The sequence below is a fragment of the Brachybacterium kimchii genome, from assembly GCF_023373525.1.
Lineage (GTDB): Bacteria > Actinomycetota > Actinomycetes > Actinomycetales > Dermabacteraceae > Brachybacterium > Brachybacterium kimchii.
Genome location: NZ_CP097218.1, coordinates 674,638 through 694,348, shown reverse-complemented (window position 1 = coordinate 694,348; position 19,711 = coordinate 674,638). Strand labels below are relative to the sequence as shown.

The window sequence follows — 19,711 nt, the reverse complement described above, 5'->3', positions numbered from 1 at the left end:
GGGTGCTGCGCACTCCGGCGGCTGAGGGTGCTGGGCGCTTCCCGGCCCCCGAGAGTGCTGCACTCGTCCCGGCCCCCGAGAGTGCTGCGCAATGGTCGTTATGAGCGCTCATAACGACCATTACGCAGCACTGAACGCCTCGGAGGGGCCGACGCGCCTCGGAGGGGCCGACGTCCGCCGGCCGCCGCTCACTCGGCGGAGCCGGTTCCGCCGCTCACTCGGCGGAGCCGGTGGCGTCCGCGACGGGAGAGGTGATCAGCACCATGTCGTCGCGGTGCACCACGGAGCGGCCGTAGCGGTCGCCCATGCGGTCGCGGAGCTCCTTGGTGGTGAGCCCCGCCATCGCGCGCAGGTCCTCGCTCGAGTAGGTGACCAGGCCGCGGGCGATCACCTCGCCGTCGGGCGCCGCGATGTCCACCGGGACGCCCGCGGGGAACGCGCCGTCGACCTCGGCGATGCCCACGGCGAGCAGGGAGCGGCGGCGGGAGCGCAGCGCATCGGCCGCGCCCTTGTCGACCACGAGGGTCCCCGCGCCGCGGGTCGCGTATCGCAGCCAGACCAGGCGGGAGCGGCGACGGCCCTGCTGAGCGGGGAAGAACGTGCCCACGTCCTCGCCCGAGACGCCGCGCCCGAAGTTCTCGGCGGCGGTGAGCAGCGTCGCGGTGCCGGTGCTCGCGGCGTGATGGGCGGCGTCGAGCTTGGTGACCATGCCGCCGGTCCCGACGGAGGAGCCCACCGAGCCGACCTTCACGTCTGTCAGCGCCGCGAAGTCCTCGACCACGCTGAGGCGCTCGGCGTCCGGCTCGGCCGGGTTCTTCGTGTAGAGCCCGTCGACGTCGGTGAGCAGCACCAGCAGGTCGGCGCCCAGCAGCTGGGAGACGAGCGCGGCGAGGCGGTCGTTGTCCCCGAAGCGGATCTCGTGGGTGGCGGTGGTGTCGTTCTCGTTGATGATCGGGATGATGCCGAGGCCCAGCATCGCCTCGAGGGCGGTGCGGACGCTGCCGTAGGTCTCGCGCCGGATGACGTCGGCCTCGGTGAGCAGCACCTGCCCGGTGATCCGGCCGTGCGCGCCGAAGGCCGCGGACCAGGCCGTGGCCAGCAGCGCCTGGCCGACGCTCGCGGCGGCCTGCTGGGAGGGGACGTCGGTCGGCCGCGCATCGAGGCCCAGGGGGCGCAGCGACGCGGCGATCGCGCCCGAGGAGATGATGACGACGTCCCAGCCGTCCTCGAGCAGTCCGGCGATCCGGTCGGCGATGATCCGCAGCCCGGTCTCGTCGAGGTGCCCGTCGTCGCGGGTGAGGCTCGAGGAGCCGATCTTCACCACCGCCCGACGGGGTCCGGGGATGTCGGTGCGCGCCTGCAGTCGCGCCGGCTGGTGCGGTTCGTCGGTCACGGTGGCCATGGTCAGTCCTCCTGGTCGTCGATCGCGGGATCGGCCCAGTGCCCGGCGCGGCGCTCCTCCTCCATCGCTGCCAGGCGATCCATGCGGGCGGCGACGCGGGCCTTCTGGTCCTCGCGCTTCTCGTCACGAGTCGGTCGGTGGTTGTCCTCGACACGGCGGTCCGTGCCGCGGCGGCCGAGCATCTCGGCCCCGCCCACCATTGTGGGCTCCCAGTCGAAGACCACGGCGTCCTGTCCAGGACCGATGACCACGGTGCTGCCTGCGACGGCGCCGACCTTGTAGAGCTGGTCCTCGACGCCGAGGGTGGCGAGGCGGTCCGCGAGGTAGCCGACGGCCTCGTCGTTCGAGAAGTCGGTCTGGCGCACCCAGCGCTCGGGCTTGTCGCCGACGACCCGGTACGCCTTGTCCCCGTCGTACTGCTCGGTGACGACCTCGAACTCCTTGACGCCGACGGCGCGAGGGGTGAGGACGATGGGCGCGGCCTCCGGCTCGGGAAGCCGGGCGCGGGCCTCCTCGACGAGCTCGGCGAGGGCGAAGCCGAGCTCTCGCAGTCCGCTGCGGGAGACGGCGCTGACCTCGAACACGGGCACGCCGCGCTCGGCGAGACGGTCGCGCACGAGGTCGGCCATGTCGGCGCCGTCGGGCACGTCGGTCTTGTTCAGGACGACCACGGTGGGGCGCTCCATGAGCGGCGTGCGGTCCTCGGCCTCCTCGTCGAGGCGGCCCGCGTAGGCGGCGAGCTCGCCCTCGATGGTCTCGAGGTCCTTGACGGGGTCCCGGTCGGACTCGAGCGCGGCGGCGTCGAGCACGTGGACGATCACGTGGCAGCGCTCGATGTGGCGCAGGAAGTCCAGCCCCAGGCCCTTGCCGCTGCTCGCGCCCGGGATCAGCCCGGGCACGTCGGCGACGGTGAAGCGGTGCTCCCCCGCCTCCACGACGCCCAGGTTCGGCACCAGGGTCGTGAAGGGGTAGTCGGCGATCTTGGGCCGTGCGGCGCTCATCGCGGCGATCAGGGAGCTCTTGCCGGCGCTCGGGTAGCCCACGAGGGCGACGTCCGCGACGCTCTTGAGCTCGAGGACCAGGCTCCGCTCCTGACCGGGCTCGCCGAGAAGGGCGAAGCCGGGCGCCTTGCGCTTCGGCGAGGCGAGCGCCGCGTTGCCGAGGCCGCCCTGCCCTCCGCGGGCGGCGACGAAGCGGGTGCCGGTGCCGACCATGTCGACGAGCACGTTCCCGTCCTTGTCGGCGACGACGGTGCCGTCGGGCACGGGGAGGATCAGGTCCTCGCCGCGGGAGCCGTGGCGCATGTCGCCCTTGCCGAAGTCGCCCGAGCTCGCGCGCTGGTGGGGCTTGTGGTGGTAGCTCAGCAGCGTCGTCGTCGACGGGTCGACCTCGAGGACCACGTCGCCGCCGCGGCCGCCGTTGGCCCCGTCGGGCCCGGCGAGCGGCTTGAACTTCTCGCGGCGGATGGAGGCGGAGCCGTGCCCGCCGTCACCGCCGGTGACGTGCAGGACGACGCGATCGACGAAGGTGGCCATGGGTCTCTCCTGCGGACGGCGGGATGGTGCTGCGGGGAAAAGCGTGAAGGGGCGGAGCAGGTGCTCCGCCCCTTCACGAGGGTATGTGCTGCGTCGCGCTGTGCGCGCCGCGCCGGGACCGAGGTCTCAGGCGCCGGCGATCACGTTGACGACGTTGCGGTCGCGCTTGCGGCCGAACTCCACGGTGCCCGCGCTGAGCGCGAACAGCGTGTCGTCGTTGCCGCGGCCCACGCCCGCACCGGGGTGGATGTGGGTGCCGCGCTGGCGCAGGATGATCTCGCCCGCGCCGACCTGCTGGCCGCCGAAGCGCTTGACGCCGAGGCGCTGCGCGTTCGAGTCGCGACCGTTCTTCGAGGAGCTCGCGCCCTTCTTGTGTGCCATGGGAAGAACCTTCTCTCGTTCAGCCTGGAAGGGCGACGCTCAGGCGATGCCCGTGATCTTCAGACGGGTCAGCTCCTGGCGGTGGCCCTGGCGCTTCTTGTAGCCCGTCTTGTTCTTGTACTTGAGGATGCGGATCTTCGGACCGCGGAGGTCCTCGACCTTCTCCGCCGAGACGGTGACCTTGTCGAGGTCACCCTTGGCCGAGGTCACCGAGTCGCCGTCGACGAGCAGCACGGGCGTGAAGTCGACGCTCTGGCCCGGCTCGCCGGCGACGCGGTTGATCACGATGGTGTCGCCGACCGACACCTTCTCCTGACGACCGCCTGCGCGGACGATTGCGTACACCACGTCACTGCTCCATCTTGGTTCGTACTGGGTCGTCGTCTCCCGCCGCACCGCCTCCGGCGCTCCGGGGCGGAGAGCTGGGCGGGTGACGTCCGGGCCGGGTGCGCGACCCGCGAGGGTCGCGGCTCCGCCGACCGAGCGGCCGGGAACGACGATCGACGCGTTCTGCGCCGAGGGACAGCCTACGAGGCCCGGCCGGACCGGTCAAGGCTCATGACCGGTCCGACCTGCGATTTCATCGCTGAGAGCCTGTGGAACTCATCACGCGTCGGCGGCGCTGTCGTCGCGCGCCTCGGCGCTCGCGGACCCGTCCGCGGCATCGGGGGTGACCTCGGTCGCCTGCTGCGGCGTGTCACCGGCGGCCTGCGGGGCCTCGGCCTCCACCGTCACGGCCTCGCCGTCGACGACGACCTCGGGGTGCTCCTCCTTGGTGCCCGTGGCCGCGGCGATCGAGGCGATGGTCGCGCGGGCGAGGGCCCGCGAGGCGCTGTCCGACTCGAGACGGTGCACGTCGGTGGAGGCGGTGAGCTCCTCGACGGCCTCCTGGGCGCTCTGGGATCCGCGGCCCGAGCCGCCGTTCCCGCCGCCGGAGCCGTTCGCGCCGCTCCCGTTCCCGCTGTTCCCGCCGCCGTTGCTGCCGTTCCCGTTCCCGCTGTTCCCGCTGCCGCCCTTGGACTTGCCCTTGCGGCGGCGGCCGCCCTTCGAGGAGTCGTCGTCCTGGGAGCCCTGGCCGCCGTGATGCTGATGGCCGGTGTCCACGCCGTCGAGGTCCACGATCATGCCGCGGCCCGCGCAGGCCTCGCAGGTCGTCGAGAAGGTCTCGACGAGCCCCGCGCCCACGCGCTTGCGGGTCATCTGCACGAGGCCCAGCGAGGTGACCTCGGCGACCTGGTGCTTGGTGCGGTCCCGGCCCAGGCACTCCACGAGGCGGCGCAGCACGAGGTCGCGGTTGGCCTCGAGCACCATGTCGATGAAGTCGATGACGATGATCCCGCCGATGTCGCGCAGGCGCAGCTGGCGGACGATCTCCTCGGCGGCCTCGATGTTGTTCTTGGTGACGGTCTCCTCGAGGGAGCCGCCGGCGCCGGTGAACTTGCCGGTGTTCACGTCGATCACGGTCATCGCCTCGGTGCGGTCGATGACCAGGGAGCCGCCCGAGGGCAGGTAGACCTTGCGGTCCATGGCCTTCAGCAGCTGCTCGTCGATGCGGTGCTTGGCGAAGACGTCCTTCTCGCCCACGTGCTTGGTCACGCGCTCGAGCAGGTCGGGGGCGACGTCGGAGACGTACTCGTGCACGTCCGAGTGGACGCTCTCGCCCTCGACGATCAGCGAGGTGAAGTCCTCGTTGAAGACGTCGCGGACCACCTTGATGGCGAGGTCGGGCTCCTGCGAGAGGGAAGCGGGAGCGGACTTCGACTTCTGCGCCTTCTGGATCCTGTCCCACTGCTTGCGCAGGCGCTCGACGTCGCGGGTGAGCTCCTCCTCGCTCGCTCCCTCGGAGGCGGTGCGCACGATGACGCCGGCGTCCTCGGGGATGACCTGCTTCATGATCTTCTTCAGCCGCGAGCGCTCGGCGTCGGGCAGCTTGCGGGAGATGCCGGTCATCGAGCCGCCCGGCACGAAGACCACGTAGCGGCCGGGCAGGGAGATCTGGCTGGTCAGCCGCGCGCCCTTGTGTCCGATCGGGTCCTTGGTGACCTGCACCAGCACCGGGTCGCCGCTGGAGAGCGCGAGCTCGATGCGGCGGGGCTGGCCCTCGAGGCCGGCGGCGTCCCAGTTGACCTCGCCCGCGTACAGCACGGCGTTGCGGCCCTTGCCGATGTCGACGAAGGCCGCCTCCATCGACGGCAGCACGTTCTGGACCTTGCCCAGGTACACGTTGCCGACCATCGAGGTGTGCGACTTCTGTGCGACGTAGTGCTCGACGAGGATGTCATCCTCGAGCACCGCGATCTGGGTGCTGCCCTTGCGCTCGCGCACCACCATGGAGCGCTTGACGGACTCGCGGCGGGCGAGGAACTCGGCCTCGGTGATCACGCTGCGGCGGCGGCCCTGGTCGCGCCCCTCCCGGCGGCGCTGCTTCTTGGCCTCCAGGCGGGTCGATCCCTTGACGGCCTTGACCTCGTCACGGGCCTCGCGGACCTTGACGACGGTGTTGGGCGGATCGTCGGCCGACGCGCCGTTCTCCGAGCCCGACGAGGAGCCGGAGCGGCGACGACGGCGACGACGGCGCGAGCTCGACCCGCCCGAGGAGCCGTCCTCGTCCTTGCCCTGGTCCTCGCCGTCCTGCGTGTCGCGGCTCTCGGAGTCGTCCGCCGACGAGTCCTGCGTGTCCTTCTTCTCCTTCTTCAATCGCTCGGAGGCGTCGTCGGAGGAGTCCTCGGAGCGCTCGTCGTCGCGGGAGTCCTCGTCCTCGCGATCGGCGGAGTCCTCGCCCCGTCCGCGTCCGCGGCGACCACGGCCGCCCCGGCGACGGCGGCGACGCGAGGAGCCGGAGGACTGGCCGTCCTCCTCCTCGCCGCTGCCGTCGTTGTCCTCGTCCGCGCCGCTCGCATCCGCCTCGGCGTCGTCGCGGGCGTCATCGCGCCGGGCGCGGCGGTCCTCGCCGGATGCCGGGCCGTTCTCCTCGCCCGACTCGTCCTCGGAGGCCTCGCCCCGGGACGAGCCGCGGCGGCGACGGCTCGAGGAGCGGCGCCCGCGGGAGCCGCGGCCGCGGCCGCCCTGCTCCTCCTGCGCCTGCTCGTCCGAGCTCACGTCTGTCTCGTCGGCCTCCGCGGCGTCCTCGCCGTCCGAGGGCGCGTGCTCCTGCTCGGGGAGCACCGCCTCGCTCTGGGGCCGGGTGGCGCGGCGGCGGCGCGAACCGCGGGAGGCGGTGCCGAAGGACAGCTCCGCACTGCCGGACTCGTGGTCCTCGTCGTCGTGGCCGGCGCGCTGCTCGGGCACCGTGGTGCGCTTCTCGGGCGTGGGCGCCTGGAAGATGAGCGAGGCGAAATCGATCTGGGTCTGCTCGCGCACGGCCCGCTTCGGCTCGTGCGGGCGGTTCTCGGCGAGAGCCTGCAGGTCCGCGGCGACGCCGCTGGGCTGCTCCGAGTCCTCGGCGTCATCGGAGTCCTCGGGCTCGACCTCCGTGCTGGCGGCGTCGTCGGTCTCGTCCGCGGCATCGGTCTCGTCCGCGGCATCGGCCGCAGGGGCCGTCTCGGGCGCGGGCTCGGCGGGGGTCTCGGCCGCGGCGGTCTCGACGACGGGAGTCCCGGCGGCATCAGCTGCCGCGGTCCGCTCGTCGGCGGCCTCGACGGGCTCGGCGGGGGAGGTCGGCGCGGCGGGCGGGCCGGCGGGGGCGCCGGCGGCGCGGCGTCGGCGCGTGGTCGCGGGCTTCTCGGCCGGTGCGGGGGCCGGCTCGCTCGTCGGAGTCTGCTGGGCGGCGACGGTGGTGTGCCGCTGGGGAGCGTCGGGCTCGGGCGCCGTCTCCTGGTGCTGCGGCGCGCCGACCGGGGATCCGGCGCGGCGGCGCGGACGCTTCGCCCTCCCCGTTCCGCTCGTGGTGCTGGGCGTCTCCTGCGACGCCGACGTGTCGGGGGTGCTGATGTCCTCAGCCATGGGGCTGCTCCTCATAGAGGGACCGACGCACCCCGGGCCCTTCGGTCATCGTCCATGCGGACGGAAGTCGTTCGCCCTCTCCGGCGCGCGGCTCCAGGTCAGGAGCGCTGCGATGTCGGCCGCTCGATGCATCTCGATCGCGCTGTGCGCGGTATCGGTGCATGGCTGGTCGGCCCCGAGGAGGTTCCCCCTCCGGGTACGCGGAGGAAGAGCGCTCCCGGCAGTATGGCACAGGCGAGCGCCCCTTCCGGGGACCCGCGCACCCGTGAGACGCGTGCGAAGGCTCCGGGGCGAGAGGACCGGAGGTGCCCGGACGGGCTCTGGACAGCTTCGGCGGATCCCGCTCGGATCCCGCCGGCGGCAGGACCATCGTCCCTCGGCGCCTGCTCCCCCGGGTCCTACGCTGAGCGTGAACGCGGCGCACTCGCGTGCCGCGCCGTCCCCTCGCCCCACGGAGGACAGGACCCATGGAAGCCCTCGACATCGCTCGGTGGCAGTTCGGCTCGATGACCGTCTACCACTTCCTCTTCGTCCCGCTCACGATCGGCCTGTCCTTCCTGGTCGCCGTCATGCAGACGATCTCCATGCGCTCGCGCAACCCGATCGCCAAGGACGCCTGGACCCGTCTGACGAAGTTCTTCGGCTCGATGCTGATCGTGAACTTCGGCATCGGCATCGCCACCGGCATCCTCCAGGAGTTCCAGTTCGGCATGAACTGGTCGGAGTACTCGCGGTTCGTGGGCGACGTGTTCGGCGCACCGCTGGCCCTCGAGGGCCTCGTCGCCTTCTTCATGGAGTCGGTGTTCCTGGGACTGTGGATCTTCGGCTGGGGCCGCCTGCCCGAGAAGGTGCACCTGCTGACCATCTGGTGCGTCTCCTTCGGCACCATGGCCTCCGCCTACTTCATCGTGGCCGCGAACTCCTTCATGCAGCACCCGGTGGGCGCCTCGATCAACCCCGAGACGGGACGTGCTGAGCTCGATCCCGACAAGGGCGGGCTGTGGGCGATCCTCACGAACATCACCACCCTCGTGGCCTTCCCGCACATCATCTTCGGCGCCCTGCTGGTCGCCGCCGCCTTCGTCACCGGCGTCGCCTCGTGGCACATGGTCACCCACCACAACCGCGCCCGCACCGCGGGCCTGACCACCGACGAGGGCCGCGCGCACGACCAGCAGGCGCGCACGATCTTCCGTCCCGCCGTCCGCTTCGGCGTGATCGCTCTGTTCATCGCCGGCCTGGGCCTTTTCGTCACGGGCGACCAGCAGGGCCAGATCATGTTCAAGCAGCAGCCGATGAAGATGGCCTCGGCCGAAGCGCTCTGCGAGACGGAGACCGGGGCGTCGTTCTCGATCCTCACCGTCGGCGGGCCCCAGGCCTTCCACCAGGACTGCGGGGACGTCACCCACGTCATCCAGGTCCCCTACGTGACCTCGTTCCTGGCCACGCACACCTTCGACGCGACCCTCCAGGGCGTCGACGAGCTGCAGGCGAAGGACCTCGAGACCTACGGCACCACCGTCACCGACGTGCACGGCGAGCAGCACGCGGCCGACTACCGGCCCAACCTGTTCGTCACCTTCTGGTCGTTCCGCCTGATGATCGGCCTGGCCGTCTTCAGCGCGGTCCTCGCCTTCTGGGCGCTGTGGATCACCCGCGGGCGGGGCGAGAAGGCGCGCACCTCCGGCTCGCAGGTCTTCAAGTGGTTCGCCGTGCTGTCGATCCCGATGCCGTTCTTCGCGAACGCCGCCGGCTGGGTCTTCACCGAGATGGGCCGACAGCCCTGGGTGGTGGTCCCCAATCCGGATGACCCCACGGTGTTCCTGATGACGATGCAGGGGGTGTCGGGCAATCCCGCCTGGATGGTGATCACCTCGCTCACGTCCTTCGCCCTGCTCTACACGGTGCTCGCCGTGATCTGGTTCCACCTCATGCGCAAGGCCGCGCTCAAGGGCATACCACTGCCCCGGCGCGACCCTGAGACGCAGCAGCTGGACACCCCCACCCTGTCCTTCGAGTACTGAGGGAGACACGGAGCCATGGATCCCGTCCTCACCGACCCCACCGCCGTGCAGACCGCGTGGTTCTGCCTCATCGCGTTCATGTTCGCCGTCTACTTCGTGCTCGAGGGCTTCGACTTCGGTGTCGAGATGAACCTGGGCGTCCTGGGTCGCGGCGACAGCGAGCGCCGCGGCACGATGCTCTCGACCATCGGCCCTATCTGGGACGGCAACCAGGTCTGGCTGATCACCGCCGGCGCCTCCCTGTTCGCGGCCTTCCCCGAGTGGTACGCGACGCTGTTCTCCGGGTTCTACATCCCGCTGCTGGTCATCCTGCTCTCGCTGATCCTGCGCGTCTGCGCCTTCAAGTGGCGGGACAAGCTCGAGGGCCGTCGCTGGCGCGCCTCCTGGGACGTCGTCCACACGATCACCGCGCTGCTCCCCTCGTTCCTGTGGGGCGTCGCCTTCTCGAACATCGTCGCGGGCGTCGCGATCGACGAGAACAAATGGGTGACGACCTCCGTGCTGGGCCTGCTCACCCCGTTCGCCCTGCTGGGCGGGCTCGTGTTCGTGATGCTGTTCTGGACCCACGGCTCGCTGTACCTGGTGCTGCGCACCGGCGACCCGCTGCGCGCGGACGCCCGCACCCTCGCGGGGCGCACGATCTGGCCCACGACCGTGCTGGGCGCCGTCTACCTGATCTGGGCGCAGCTGACGGTGTCCCACACCGCGCTCACCTGGATCCCGCTCGCCGTCGCCGCGCTCGCCCTGGTCGCGGTGATCGCGACGAACCGTGCGCGCCGCGACGGACTCGCCTTCATCGCGAGTGCGATCGCGATCGCCGCCGCCGGCGTGCAGCTGTTCGCGGGACTCTTCCCGTTCGTGATGCCCGCCGCGAACGATGCGGCCCATTCGTTGACGGTCGCGAACGCCTCCTCGTCCCCGCACACCCTCACGGTGATGCTGATCGCCGCGTGCGTGCTGCTGCCGTGCGTGATCGCCTACACGATCTGGGCGTACTGGGTGTTCCGCCATCCGGTGACCGGTGACGGCTCGGACGCCCCGGAGACCCTGCTGGCGCGCGCCCGCCGCGGGTACCGACAGGCCTTCGAGCAGGAGTGAGCCCCGCAGCCATGGACCAGGCAGCCCCGAGCGCGGACGCACCGACCGCGGCCGCATCGACCGGTACCACGGCTCCCGGGGTCGCGGATGCCGCGTCGCCGGGGACCGGTCGGCGCTCGCGCGAGCGCCGTCCGCCGCTGGATCCCCGGCTGCTGCGCGAGGTCGTGGCGGCCCGCCGGCACGTCGTGCGGACGACGGCGCTCGGCCTCGTGCAGGCGGGGGCCGTCATCGCGACGGCCCTGCTCCTCGCCCGGCTCGGCGCCGACCTGCTCGTGGAACAGCGCTCCCCGCTGGACTCCCCCGCCCTGCTCGCAGGGCTCGTGGCCGCGCTCGGCGTCCGCGCCCTCGCGGTCCTCGTCGAGCAGCGCACCGCCCATCGGGCGGCCACGGCGGCCATCGCCGACCTCCGCTCCCGGCTCATCGGCCACGCGGCGCGCCTGGGCCCGCGGGCGGGCGCCGGGCGCGGGGCGGACCTGACGACCCTGGCGACGACGGGCCTGGAGAAGCTCCGCCCCTACCTCGTCGGCTACGTGCCCCAGCTCCTGCTCTCGGCCACCGTCACCCCGCTCACGCTGCTGACGATCCTGCTGCTGGACCCCACGAGCGCCGGCATCGCCGTCATCACGCTGCCGCTCGTCCCGCTGTTCATGATCCTCATCGGCAGGCTCACGGTGGGACGCTCCGAGGCCCTCCTCGCCGACACCCGCACGCTCTGGTCGCAGATGCTCGACCTCGTCGACGGGCTGCCCACGCTGCGCGCCCTCGGTCGCGAGCGGGGGCCCGAGAAGATGGTGCGCGCCCTGGGCGATCGGCACCGCCGCTCGACCATGGGATCGCTGCGCTACGCCTTCCTCTCCTCGATGGTGCTCGAGCTGCTGGGCACGCTGTGCGTCGCGCTCGTCGCGGTCGCGATCGGCCTGCGCCTGGTCTACGGGGACATGGAGCTCGCTCCCGCGCTCGCGGTGCTCGTGCTGATCCCCGAGGTGTACCTGCCGCTGCGCCAGGTGGGAGCCCAGTTCCACGCCTCGTCCGACGGCGTCGCCGCCGTGTCCGCCGCCTTCGACGTGCTCGGCGAGAGCGCCCCGGCCGACGGCACCGTCCGCTGCCCCGACCTGCGCACCGCGACGCTGCGCCTGGACGGCGTCGGCGTGCGATCGCGCGACGGCCTCGCCCCGCACGACGCGAGCCTCGTCGTCCGGCCCGGCACGGTGCATGCGATCGCGGGCCCGAGCGGCAGCGGCAAGACCACCGCCGTGCAGGTCATGCTCGGCCTGCTCGCACCCGACGAGGGCTCGGCCCGGGTGGTCGCCGCCGACGGCACCGCCACCGCGGTCGCGGACCTGCGCCGGGAGTCCCTCTGGTCCCAGACGATGCTGCTCCCCCAGCGGCCCGTCCTCCCCACCGGCAGCCTGCGCGAGGTCCTCGCGGAGGCCGCGCCGCACGGGAGCGCCGACCAGGACCGGCTGGACCGCGCGGCGCGCGCCGCGGGACTGGACCGCGTGATCGCCGCGCGCGGCTGGGACGCCCCGGTCGGGCGCGGCGGCAGCGGCCTCTCGCTGGGCGAGCGCCAGCGCCTCGCGCTCGCCCGCGCACTGCTCGCCCCGGCGCCGCTCGTGGTCCTCGACGAGCCCACGGCGCACCTCGACGGCGCCACCGAGGAACTGGTCCTCGATCTCGTGGGCACGCTGCGGGCCGAGGGCCGCACCGTCGTGCTCGTCGCACACCGCTCGCGACTGCTCGAGGTGGCCGACGAGGTCACGCGGCTGCGTGCCGCGCACGTCGGTCCGGACATGGCCGAGGAGGGAGCAGACCGTTGAGCGCGATCCTCAGCAGCAGCAACAGCAGCGGCGGCGGTTCCAGCGCCGGCACCAGCAGCGACGTCGTCTCGGGGCCGTCCGCCGTGCGCCGGATGGTGGGGCTCCTGGAGATCCCCCGCTCCCGACTGCTCGCGGCCGTCCTCGCGGCAGTCGCGACCCTCGCCTCGTCCTTCGCCCTCGCGGCGCTGGCCGCCTGGCTGGTGACGACCGCATGGACCATGCCGAACGTCCTGGACCTCACGGTCGCCGTGGTCGGGGTGCGCGCGCTCGGGATCTCCCGCGGCGTCTTCCGCTGGCTGGACCGCATGCTCACCCATGACGTCGCCCTGCGGGGCGTGGTCTCCCTGCGCACCAACCTGTACTCGGCTCTCGCCCGCCGCCGCGGGGACGCCCTCAGCCGGGTGCGACGGGGCGACCTCCTTGCCCGCCTGGGCGACGACGCGCAGGAGCTCGGGGACCTCGTGATCCGGGCGATCGTGCCGGGACTGGTGGCCGTGGTGATGACGGTGGTGGTCGTGCTCACGATCGCCCCGCTCAGCCTGCCGGCGGCCCTGTGCATGCTGCTCGCGCTCGTGCTCGCCGGGGTCCTCGCGCCCCTGGCGGCCCACCGGGCGGCGCGGCTCACCGAGGCGGCCGTCGTCGAGACCCGCTCCGAGCTGACGGCGAGCGGCCTGGGGGTCCTGGACGATGCGACCGCCCTGCGGGTGCAGGGTCGACTGGACGAGCGCATGGAGGAGCTCGCGCGGGCGCAGAGCGACCACGACGCCGCGATCGACCGCGCGGCGCTCCCCTCGGCCCTGGCCGCGGCGTCGGTCCCGGCGGTGATGATCCTCGCCGTGCTCGGCTCGGTCCTCGCGGCGGGCGGCGCCTGGCTGCACGGCGGCGCGGGGGCGGGGGCGATCGGCATGCTCGTCCTGCTCCCCCTCAGCAGCTTCGAGGCCGTCACCGCGCTGCCCGCGGCGGCCTCCCAGCTGGCCCGCACGCGCGCCGCCGCCGCACGCCTCGAGGACGCCGTCGGCCCCGACGCTCCGGCGCCCGGGCCCGACGCGACGGGCGGGACCGACGGGACCGCCGTCGCCGCGCCGGGCGGTGCCGGGACCGCCGGCCGCCCCACGGCCCTGCATCTGTCCGCGCACGGACTGGCCGCGGGCTACGGGCAGGACGCCGTGCGGGTCCACGATCTCGACCTCGACCTCGCCCCCGGCGAGCGGATCGCCGTGACCGGCGGCTCCGGCACCGGCAAGACCACGCTCGTGCAGACCCTGGCGGGCCTCCTGGAGCCCGTCGCCGGCATCGTGCGCCTGGGCGGCGATGCGCTCGGCGCGCTCTCCGAGGACACGGTCCGCACACAGATGATCGCGCTGCTCGAGGACGCGCACGTCTTCGCCACCACCGTGCACGAGAACCTGCGCGTCGCCCGCGGCGACGTGAGCGCGAAGGAGTGCGCCGCGGCGCTGCGCGCCGTCGGCCTCGACGACTGGGTCGACACCCTGCCCCGCGGCCTGGACACGATGCTCGGGCCCGACGGCACCACGATCTCCGGCGGCGAGCGGAGACGGCTCCTGCTGGCCCGCGCCGTGGTGCGCGCAGCGCCGATCACGCTGCTCGACGAGCCCACGGAGCATCTCGATGCGGCGCGCGGCGACGACCTTCTGCGCCGGCTCCTGGATCCCGCCGACGGCTCCCTCCTCCCCGTCGGCGCGAGCGCCCTCGTGGTGACCCACAGGGTGGAGGCGATCCCCGCGGGCACCACGGTCCTGCGTATCCTGCCCGGTGGCGGGCACGAGCTCGTGCGTGCCGAGCCCCGCACCGACGAGCACGGAAGCACGCCATGACCAGCCAGACCCCCACCTCTCCACGACCGGCCGAGGCGAGCCTGCACGAGCTCGCGGCCGCCGTCGGCGCGGGCGGGGACGTCGAGGACCTCCTGGACCTGCTGGTCCGCGCGGTGCCTCCCCGCACCGGAGCCGCCGGCGCGGCGCTGGTGCTGCCGCAGCGCCGGGGCGAGTGGAGCGTCGAGGTCGCCGAGGGTCGCGAGGCCGCGCTCCTGCTGGGCGCCGCCCCCGACCCGGGATCCGCGCTGCACGCCGCTCTGGTCAGCGGCGACCCGGAAGCGGTGGGCGCTGTCGACGAACTCGCCCTCGAGGGCAGGATGTGGAGCGCGAGCGCGGAGATCGTCGAGGCGGGAGAACAGGGCCCGGGCGCTCTGCTCGCCGTCGGCGGAGAGACCTCGCGCAGGGCCGCGCGCCGGGCCCTCGAACCCCTCGCGCTGCTGGTGTCCCTCGCGCTCGACGACCGTCGCGGCACCGCCGAGCAGGACCTCGACGACGAGCGCCGCCGCATCGCCCGGGACCTGCACGACCTCGCGATCCAGGAGCTGTTCGCCGTGGGGATGGAACTCGAGGGCCTCACCTCCGCGCTCGACGAGGCGGCGGGCGCCGTCTCCAACGCCACGATCCGCCGCAGCGTCGAGACCTCGCTGCTGGGCGTCGAGAACGCGGTCGCCCAGATCCGGCAGATCGTCCAGTCGCTGCGCCGTGAGCGCAGCGAGGCGACGCTCAGCGAGCGGCTCCGTCACGAGACGGGGCTCGCGACCGCCGGTCTCGGCTTCGCACCCGCCCTGCGCCTGCCGCGGAACGCCGCGGCGATGGACGCCGAGGTGCCCGAGGAGATCGCCGAGGACGTCGTCGCGGTGGTCCGCGAGGCGCTCGCCAACGCCGCCCGCCACGCGCACGCGAGCGCGGTGGCCGTCTCGGTGACGCTGTTCAGCGAGGGTGTGGACCGTGTCGTGCAGGTGGCGGTCTCCGACAACGGCCGCGGCATCGACCCGAGCGTGAGCCGCCGCAGCGGCCTGGCGAACATGTCGAGCCGGGCACGCCGCCATCAGGGCTGGGTCGATGCGATCTCGCTCGAGCCGGGCACGATGATCAACTGGCGGGTGACTCTCCCGCCCGCCTGAGGCGGGGTCCCGGCGAGGCGCGGGCTCCCCGGATCGGAGACCCGCTGCTCAGGGCTTCCAGCCGGCCCGACGACGCGCCGCCACCATCGCCGCGACCTGTGTGCGCCGCTGCAGCCCCAGGGCCTGCAGGATCACGGTGACCCGGTTCTTCACCGTCTTCTCCGCGATCCCCACCTCCTCGGCGATCTCCCGGTTCGAGTGCCCGTCGCCGATGAGCTCGACGATGCGCTGATCGGAGGCGGACAGCTCCGGCCCGTCGGCGACGCGGTCCTCTGGCCAGATCGACTCTCCGCGATGCACGGCGAGGATGGCGCCGACGATGTCCGCGGCCCGCGCCGACTTCAGCACCAGCCCCGCGGCTCCCGCGGCCCGCGACTCGTGCACGGCCGGGTCGTCGTCGAAGCTGGTGAGCACCAGCATCCGCATATCGGGGTCGACGGCCCGCGCCGCGCGCATGACGTCGATGCCGGTGCCGTCAGGCAGCTGGAGGTCCACCACGAGCACATCGGGCCGGATCGCGGGCAGACGGCGCGCGGTCTCGGCGACGCTCGCGGACTCCCCCACGACCCGCAGGCGCGCATCGGCGGCGACCACCGTCGCGATCCCTCGCCGGACCACCTCGAAGTCGTCGACGAGCATCACGCCGATCGGGGCGTCGTCCATGGCAGAGTCCTCCGCGAGTGGTCGGTGCTGGTGGTGGGATCCGACGCTCGACACGCTACCCCAGCAGGTCACCGCCTTCCTGGGGGCGGCGGGAGAGGCGGGGACCGACGGGCGCCCGCAACGCGGGTCCTCCCAGGTCGTACGATCGTCGGGTTCCGTCGGCCCGGCCCCGAGACCCGACCGGCGCGGAGCGAGGACGAGGAGGACTCCGGTGGACCACATGCCCGATGAGCACACGCACCACGAACACGCCCCGGGCACGGCGGACCCGCACCACGGGAGCCGTGCTCACGACATGTCCGGGATGGCCGTCGGGGCGACGCTGCACTGCCTCACGGGGTGCTCCATCGGGGAGATCATCGGGATGCTGGTCGGCACCGCCGCAGGGTGGACGAACCTCCCCACCACGGTCCTCTCGATACTCCTCGCCTTCGTCTTCGGGTACTCGCTCTCGGCGCTGCCGCTGGTCCGGGGCGGGATCGCCCTGGGCGACGCGCTGCGTCTGGTGCTCGTCGCGGACACCCTGTCGATCGCGACCATGGAGGTCGTGGACAACCTGGTCATGCTGGTGATCCCCGGTGCCATGGGGGCGACCCTGCTCGACCCGCTCTTCTGGCTCTCGATGGCGATCTCCCTGACGATCGCGTTCTTCGCCGCCTGGCCCGTCAACCGCGCGCTGCTGCGCCGCGGCAAGGGGCACGCCGTCACGCACCATGCGCTCGGCGAGGACGCGGCGATGGACAACCGGCCGCTGCTGATCGGCATCAGCGCCTTCCTGCTCGGCGGCTTCATCGCCTCGATCGGCTCGCTGCTGGGCTGATCACGGCTCCCGGCGCGCAGGGCCGTGTGGAGGGGCCACGCGACGAGGCCGCGCCCTGAGCCCCGTGCCTCCTCAGGCCTTGCGCTGACAGTTCGGGCAGTAGAAGCACGAGCGCTGCTGCAGCACGGAGCGACGGATGATCGTGCCGCAGCGCGGGCACGGCTCCCCCGCCCGGCCGTAGGCGGCGAGGGAGCGCGCGAAGTAGCCGGACCGGCCGTCGACGTTCACGTACAGGTCGTCGAAGCTGGTCCCGCCCACGTCGAGCGCCCGGTGCATGACGGCCTCGGCGCCGTCCAGGACCCGCCGGGCACGGCCACGGGTGAGCGACTCGCCGGGGGCGTCGAAGCGGGTGCGGGCGGCCCACAGCCCCTCGTCGGCGTAGATGTTCCCGATCCCGCTGACCAGGGACTGGTCCAGCAGCAGGGCCTTGATCGGGGCGCGCCGCGCGCGCATCACCGCGATCACCGCCTCGCGGTCCTGGGCGGGGTCGAGCAGGTCGCGGCCGATGCCGACCACGTCGGCCGGCAGCAGGTCGTCGATCGAGTCCGGGGTTGCGGGGAGCCCGTCGGCGTCCTGTTCGAGCGCACTCGTCCACAGACCGCCGAAGATGCGCTGGTCCACGAAGTCGACCTGCGCGCCGTCGTCCAGATGGAGCACGATGCGGCGATGCCTGTGCGGATCGCTGGCCGGGCCCTCTCCGCGCGGGGCGGGGGCCGACAACGCGACGGTCCCCGCGTCGGCCTCCGCCTCGGCCGCTCCGCCGCGGACGCGCATCTGGCCGCTCATGCCCAGGTGCGTCATGAGGGCCTCGCCGAGCTCGTCGCCGCGCTCGTCCTGCAGACGCCACCACAGGAACTTCCCGCGGCGCTCGAGCCGGGCGACGCGGGCACCGGTGACAGCCTGCACGAACGCCTCGGGCCCGCCGATCTGGCGGCGCAGGGACCGCGGTTCGTGGACGTCGACGCGCGTGATGACGCGGCCGTCCACGTGCGGGGCGAGGCCGCGACGGACCACCTCCACCTCGGGCAGCTCGGGCATGGGCGGGCTCCGGTTCAGCCGCGCGGGAGCACGGACTCGCCGCGGGCCTCCAGGAGGCTGCGCACGGCGTGCTGGGCGGCGGCGAGCTCGGCGTCCTTCTTCGAGGCGCCCTCGCCGCTCGCGGTGACGATGCCGGCGATGGTCGCGGTCGCGGTGTAGGTCTTCGCATGCTCGGGACCGGTGCCGGTGATCTCGTAGACGGGCACCGTCCCGGTCTCCGCGGCGATCTCCTGCAGGCGCGTCTTGAAGTCGTACCCGGCCTCGAGGATCTCGTCGCTCTCGAGCAGCGGGCGCAGCAGCTCGAGCACGTACCGGCGGGAGACGTCTTGTCCGCACGAGAGGTGCACGGCGCCGATCAGCGCCTCCATGGTGTCGGCGAGGATCGAGGCCTTGTCGCGGCCGCCCGAGAGGTCCTCGCCGCGGCCCAGCTTCACGTACTGGCCCAGCTCGATGCGTCGGCCGATGAGCGCGAGCGCGCGCGTGTTCACCGTGGCCGCGCGGCGCTTGGCGAGGTCCCCCTCGGGCAGCGTCGGGTGGACGGTGTACAGCTCCTCCGTGGTCGCGAGCTGCAGCACGGCGTCGCCCAGGAACTCGAGGCGCTCGTTGTGCGGGATCTGCTCGTGCTCGTAGGAGTACGAGCGGTGCGTGAGCGCGAGGTCCAGCAGTCCGGACTCGGTGAGCCGGCGCGCCTGGTCGGGGAACAGCGGCAGCGTCGCGAGCAGCTCCTGGGGGTCCTTCGCCTCGGTGGACCTCCGTGAGCGGGCCATCAGCGCTCCTCGTCGACGGGCGCGCCGTCGTCGGGGTCGCCGTCGGTGCGGTCGGCGTCGGTCCCGCCCTCGGAGCCGGCGGACTCGGAGTCGTCCGCATCGGCCGACTGCCCCTCGCCGCCGAGCAGGCCGCTCAGGGCCGCCCAGCGCGGGTCGATGACGTCGTGGTGGTGGTCGGGATCGTCCTCGAGGCGCGCGCCGCACTGGGCGCACAGGCCCATGCACGACGGCTTGCACAGCGGGCGCTCCTCGGCCTCGAGCGCGATGACGTCGTGCACGAGGGGGCCGAGGTCCACGTCGTCGCCGCTGAGGGCGGGGACGTCGTCCTCCTCGTCGGCCCTGATCTTCTCGGGGTAGCTGAAGAGCTCGTCGACGCGGGCGTCGACCTCGCGCTCGAGCGGGTCCAGGCAGCGCGAGCACTCGCCGGTGACGCGGGCCTCGACCGTGCCGCTGACGAAGATGCCCTCGGCCACGGACTCGAGCTCGGCGTCGAGGCTGATCGACTCGCCCGCGGGGACGGTCAGGGCGAGGTTCCCGACCTTCTGGTCGGCGACCTCCACGGTGCGGTCCACGTGCCGGTGGGCTCCCGGGCGGCCGATGAGGTCGACGACGTCGAAGCGGAGGTCGAGATCGTCGGGCGCGGGGATGCTGGCTCGAATGTTCACGGCCCCAGGATACGAGCGCGAGCGCCGACGCGGCTCGGGGCGCGCGGGACGGGTGACGGGTCCGACCCGGGGCGTCAGGCCTCGGACGATCCCGTGGGCGCCTCGCGCTCCGCGAGCGCCGCCTCGAGGGCGCGGCGGGAGGCCTCGGGGAGCATGTCGTCGATCGGGCCGCCCAGCTGGGAGACCTCGCGCACGAGGCTCGAGGAGATGTGGGAGTACCGGGCGTCGGTGAGCAGGAAGACGGTGTCGACATGCGCGAGGTGCTGGTTCATGCGCGCCATCGGCTCCTCGTAGGCCAGGTCGATCTGGCCGCGCATGCCGCGCACCACGGCCCGTGCGCCGTGCTCGCGGCAGAAGTCGACGAGCAGTCCGCGCGGCAGCACGGCGCTCGTGACCTTGGGGTCGAGCCCCTCGGCGCGGATGGTCTCGTCGATCGCCTGCTGGCGCGCCTCGAGGCTCAGCATCCCCTTCTTGTTCGGGTTGTGGGAGATCGCGATGATCAGCCGGCTGCACAGCATCGCGGCCCGGCGGGCGAGGTCCAGGTGGCCGAGGGTGAACGGGTCGAAGGAGCCCGGCAGGACGATGGTGCTCATGGAGGAA

16 protein-coding genes are annotated in these 19,711 nt (G+C 73.0%); 6 read left to right on the top strand and 10 right to left on the bottom strand.

Annotation, left to right across the window (positions count from 1 at the left end; all coding sequences use genetic code 11):
• Nucleotides 1–214: 214 nt before the first annotated feature.
• From proB to M4486_RS03120, 5 genes are all read right to left on the bottom strand, one after another.
• Complete coding sequence (proB, locus tag M4486_RS03140; RefSeq protein WP_249479567.1) at nucleotides 215–1,402, bottom strand: glutamate 5-kinase; 1,188 nt, start codon at nucleotides 1,400–1,402, stop codon at nucleotides 215–217.
• Between the two features lie 2 nt (nucleotides 1,403–1,404).
• Nucleotides 1,405–2,937 (bottom strand): GTPase ObgE, encoded by a 1,533-nt coding sequence (obgE, locus tag M4486_RS03135; RefSeq protein WP_249479562.1) that lies wholly within the window; start codon nucleotides 2,935–2,937, stop codon nucleotides 1,405–1,407.
• 126 nt (nucleotides 2,938–3,063) lie between these two features.
• Nucleotides 3,064–3,318, bottom strand: coding sequence for a 50S ribosomal protein L27 (gene rpmA / locus M4486_RS03130; RefSeq protein WP_152352809.1), 255 nt, complete (start codon nucleotides 3,316–3,318; stop codon nucleotides 3,064–3,066).
• 39 nt (nucleotides 3,319–3,357) lie between these two features.
• The gene (gene rplU / locus M4486_RS03125; RefSeq protein ID WP_152352808.1) at nucleotides 3,358–3,666 is read right to left on the bottom strand and encodes a 50S ribosomal protein L21; all 309 of its coding nucleotides are present in this window, start codon (nucleotides 3,664–3,666) and stop codon (nucleotides 3,358–3,360) included.
• Between the two features lie 258 nt (nucleotides 3,667–3,924).
• The gene (locus M4486_RS03120) at nucleotides 3,925–7,260 is read right to left on the bottom strand and encodes an Rne/Rng family ribonuclease (RefSeq protein WP_249479560.1); all 3,336 of its coding nucleotides are present in this window, start codon (nucleotides 7,258–7,260) and stop codon (nucleotides 3,925–3,927) included.
• A 467-nt stretch (nucleotides 7,261–7,727) separates the two neighbouring features.
• Between M4486_RS03120 and M4486_RS03115 the strand changes: the two genes are divergently transcribed.
• The 5 genes from M4486_RS03115 to M4486_RS03095 are packed head-to-tail and all read left to right on the top strand — an operon-like array spanning nucleotide 7,728 to nucleotide 15,158.
• A complete protein-coding gene (locus M4486_RS03115) occupies nucleotides 7,728–9,284 on the top strand; it encodes a cytochrome ubiquinol oxidase subunit I (protein WP_249479558.1) in 1,557 nt (518 codons plus the stop codon).
• 15 nt (nucleotides 9,285–9,299) lie between these two features.
• Nucleotides 9,300–10,382 carry a cytochrome d ubiquinol oxidase subunit II gene (cydB, locus tag M4486_RS03110; protein ID WP_249479556.1) on the top strand — a complete coding sequence of 361 codons (1,083 nt, stop codon included), beginning with the start codon at nucleotides 9,300–9,302 and terminating at the stop codon, nucleotides 10,380–10,382.
• Nucleotides 10,383–10,393: 11 nt separating this feature from the next.
• Nucleotides 10,394–12,199 carry a thiol reductant ABC exporter subunit CydD gene (gene cydD, locus M4486_RS03105; RefSeq protein ID WP_249479555.1) on the top strand — a complete coding sequence of 602 codons (1,806 nt, stop codon included), beginning with the start codon at nucleotides 10,394–10,396 and terminating at the stop codon, nucleotides 12,197–12,199.
• Nucleotides 12,196–14,034, top strand: coding sequence for a thiol reductant ABC exporter subunit CydC (gene cydC / locus M4486_RS03100; protein ID WP_249479550.1), 1,839 nt, complete (start codon nucleotides 12,196–12,198; stop codon nucleotides 14,032–14,034). The genes cydD and cydC overlap by 4 nt, the downstream gene beginning before the upstream one ends.
• Nucleotides 14,031–15,158: a sensor histidine kinase gene (locus M4486_RS03095; RefSeq protein ID WP_249479548.1), complete on the top strand. Its 1,128-nt coding sequence runs from the start codon at nucleotides 14,031–14,033 to the stop codon at nucleotides 15,156–15,158. Before cydC ends, M4486_RS03095 begins: the two co-directional genes overlap by 4 nt.
• A gap of 48 nt (nucleotides 15,159–15,206) precedes the next feature.
• On the opposite strand, the gene M4486_RS03090 is transcribed toward M4486_RS03095, so the two are convergent.
• Nucleotides 15,207–15,821 carry a response regulator transcription factor gene (locus tag M4486_RS03090; RefSeq protein WP_228358316.1) on the bottom strand — a complete coding sequence of 205 codons (615 nt, stop codon included), beginning with the start codon at nucleotides 15,819–15,821 and terminating at the stop codon, nucleotides 15,207–15,209.
• A 220-nt stretch (nucleotides 15,822–16,041) separates the two neighbouring features.
• On the opposite strand from M4486_RS03090, the gene M4486_RS03085 reads away from it, so the two are divergent.
• A complete protein-coding gene (locus tag M4486_RS03085) occupies nucleotides 16,042–16,641 on the top strand; it encodes a DUF4396 domain-containing protein (RefSeq protein WP_249481059.1) in 600 nt (199 codons plus the stop codon).
• Nucleotides 16,642–16,713: 72 nt separating this feature from the next.
• On the opposite strand, the gene mutM is transcribed toward M4486_RS03085, so the two are convergent.
• From mutM to coaD, 4 genes are all read right to left on the bottom strand, one after another.
• Nucleotides 16,714–17,679, bottom strand: coding sequence for a bifunctional DNA-formamidopyrimidine glycosylase/DNA-(apurinic or apyrimidinic site) lyase (gene mutM / locus M4486_RS03080; protein ID WP_249479546.1), 966 nt, complete (start codon nucleotides 17,677–17,679; stop codon nucleotides 16,714–16,716).
• Nucleotides 17,680–17,693: 14 nt separating this feature from the next.
• A complete protein-coding gene (gene rnc / locus M4486_RS03075; RefSeq protein WP_249479544.1) occupies nucleotides 17,694–18,446 on the bottom strand; it encodes a ribonuclease III in 753 nt (250 codons plus the stop codon).
• A complete protein-coding gene (locus M4486_RS03070; RefSeq protein ID WP_249479542.1) occupies nucleotides 18,446–19,111 on the bottom strand; it encodes a YceD family protein in 666 nt (221 codons plus the stop codon). Before M4486_RS03070 ends, rnc begins: the two co-directional genes overlap by 1 nt.
• Before the next feature lie 74 nt (nucleotides 19,112–19,185).
• Nucleotides 19,186–19,704 (bottom strand): pantetheine-phosphate adenylyltransferase, encoded by a 519-nt coding sequence (coaD, locus tag M4486_RS03065; protein WP_249479540.1) that lies wholly within the window; start codon nucleotides 19,702–19,704, stop codon nucleotides 19,186–19,188.
• Between the last annotated feature and the right edge of the window lie 7 nt (nucleotides 19,705–19,711).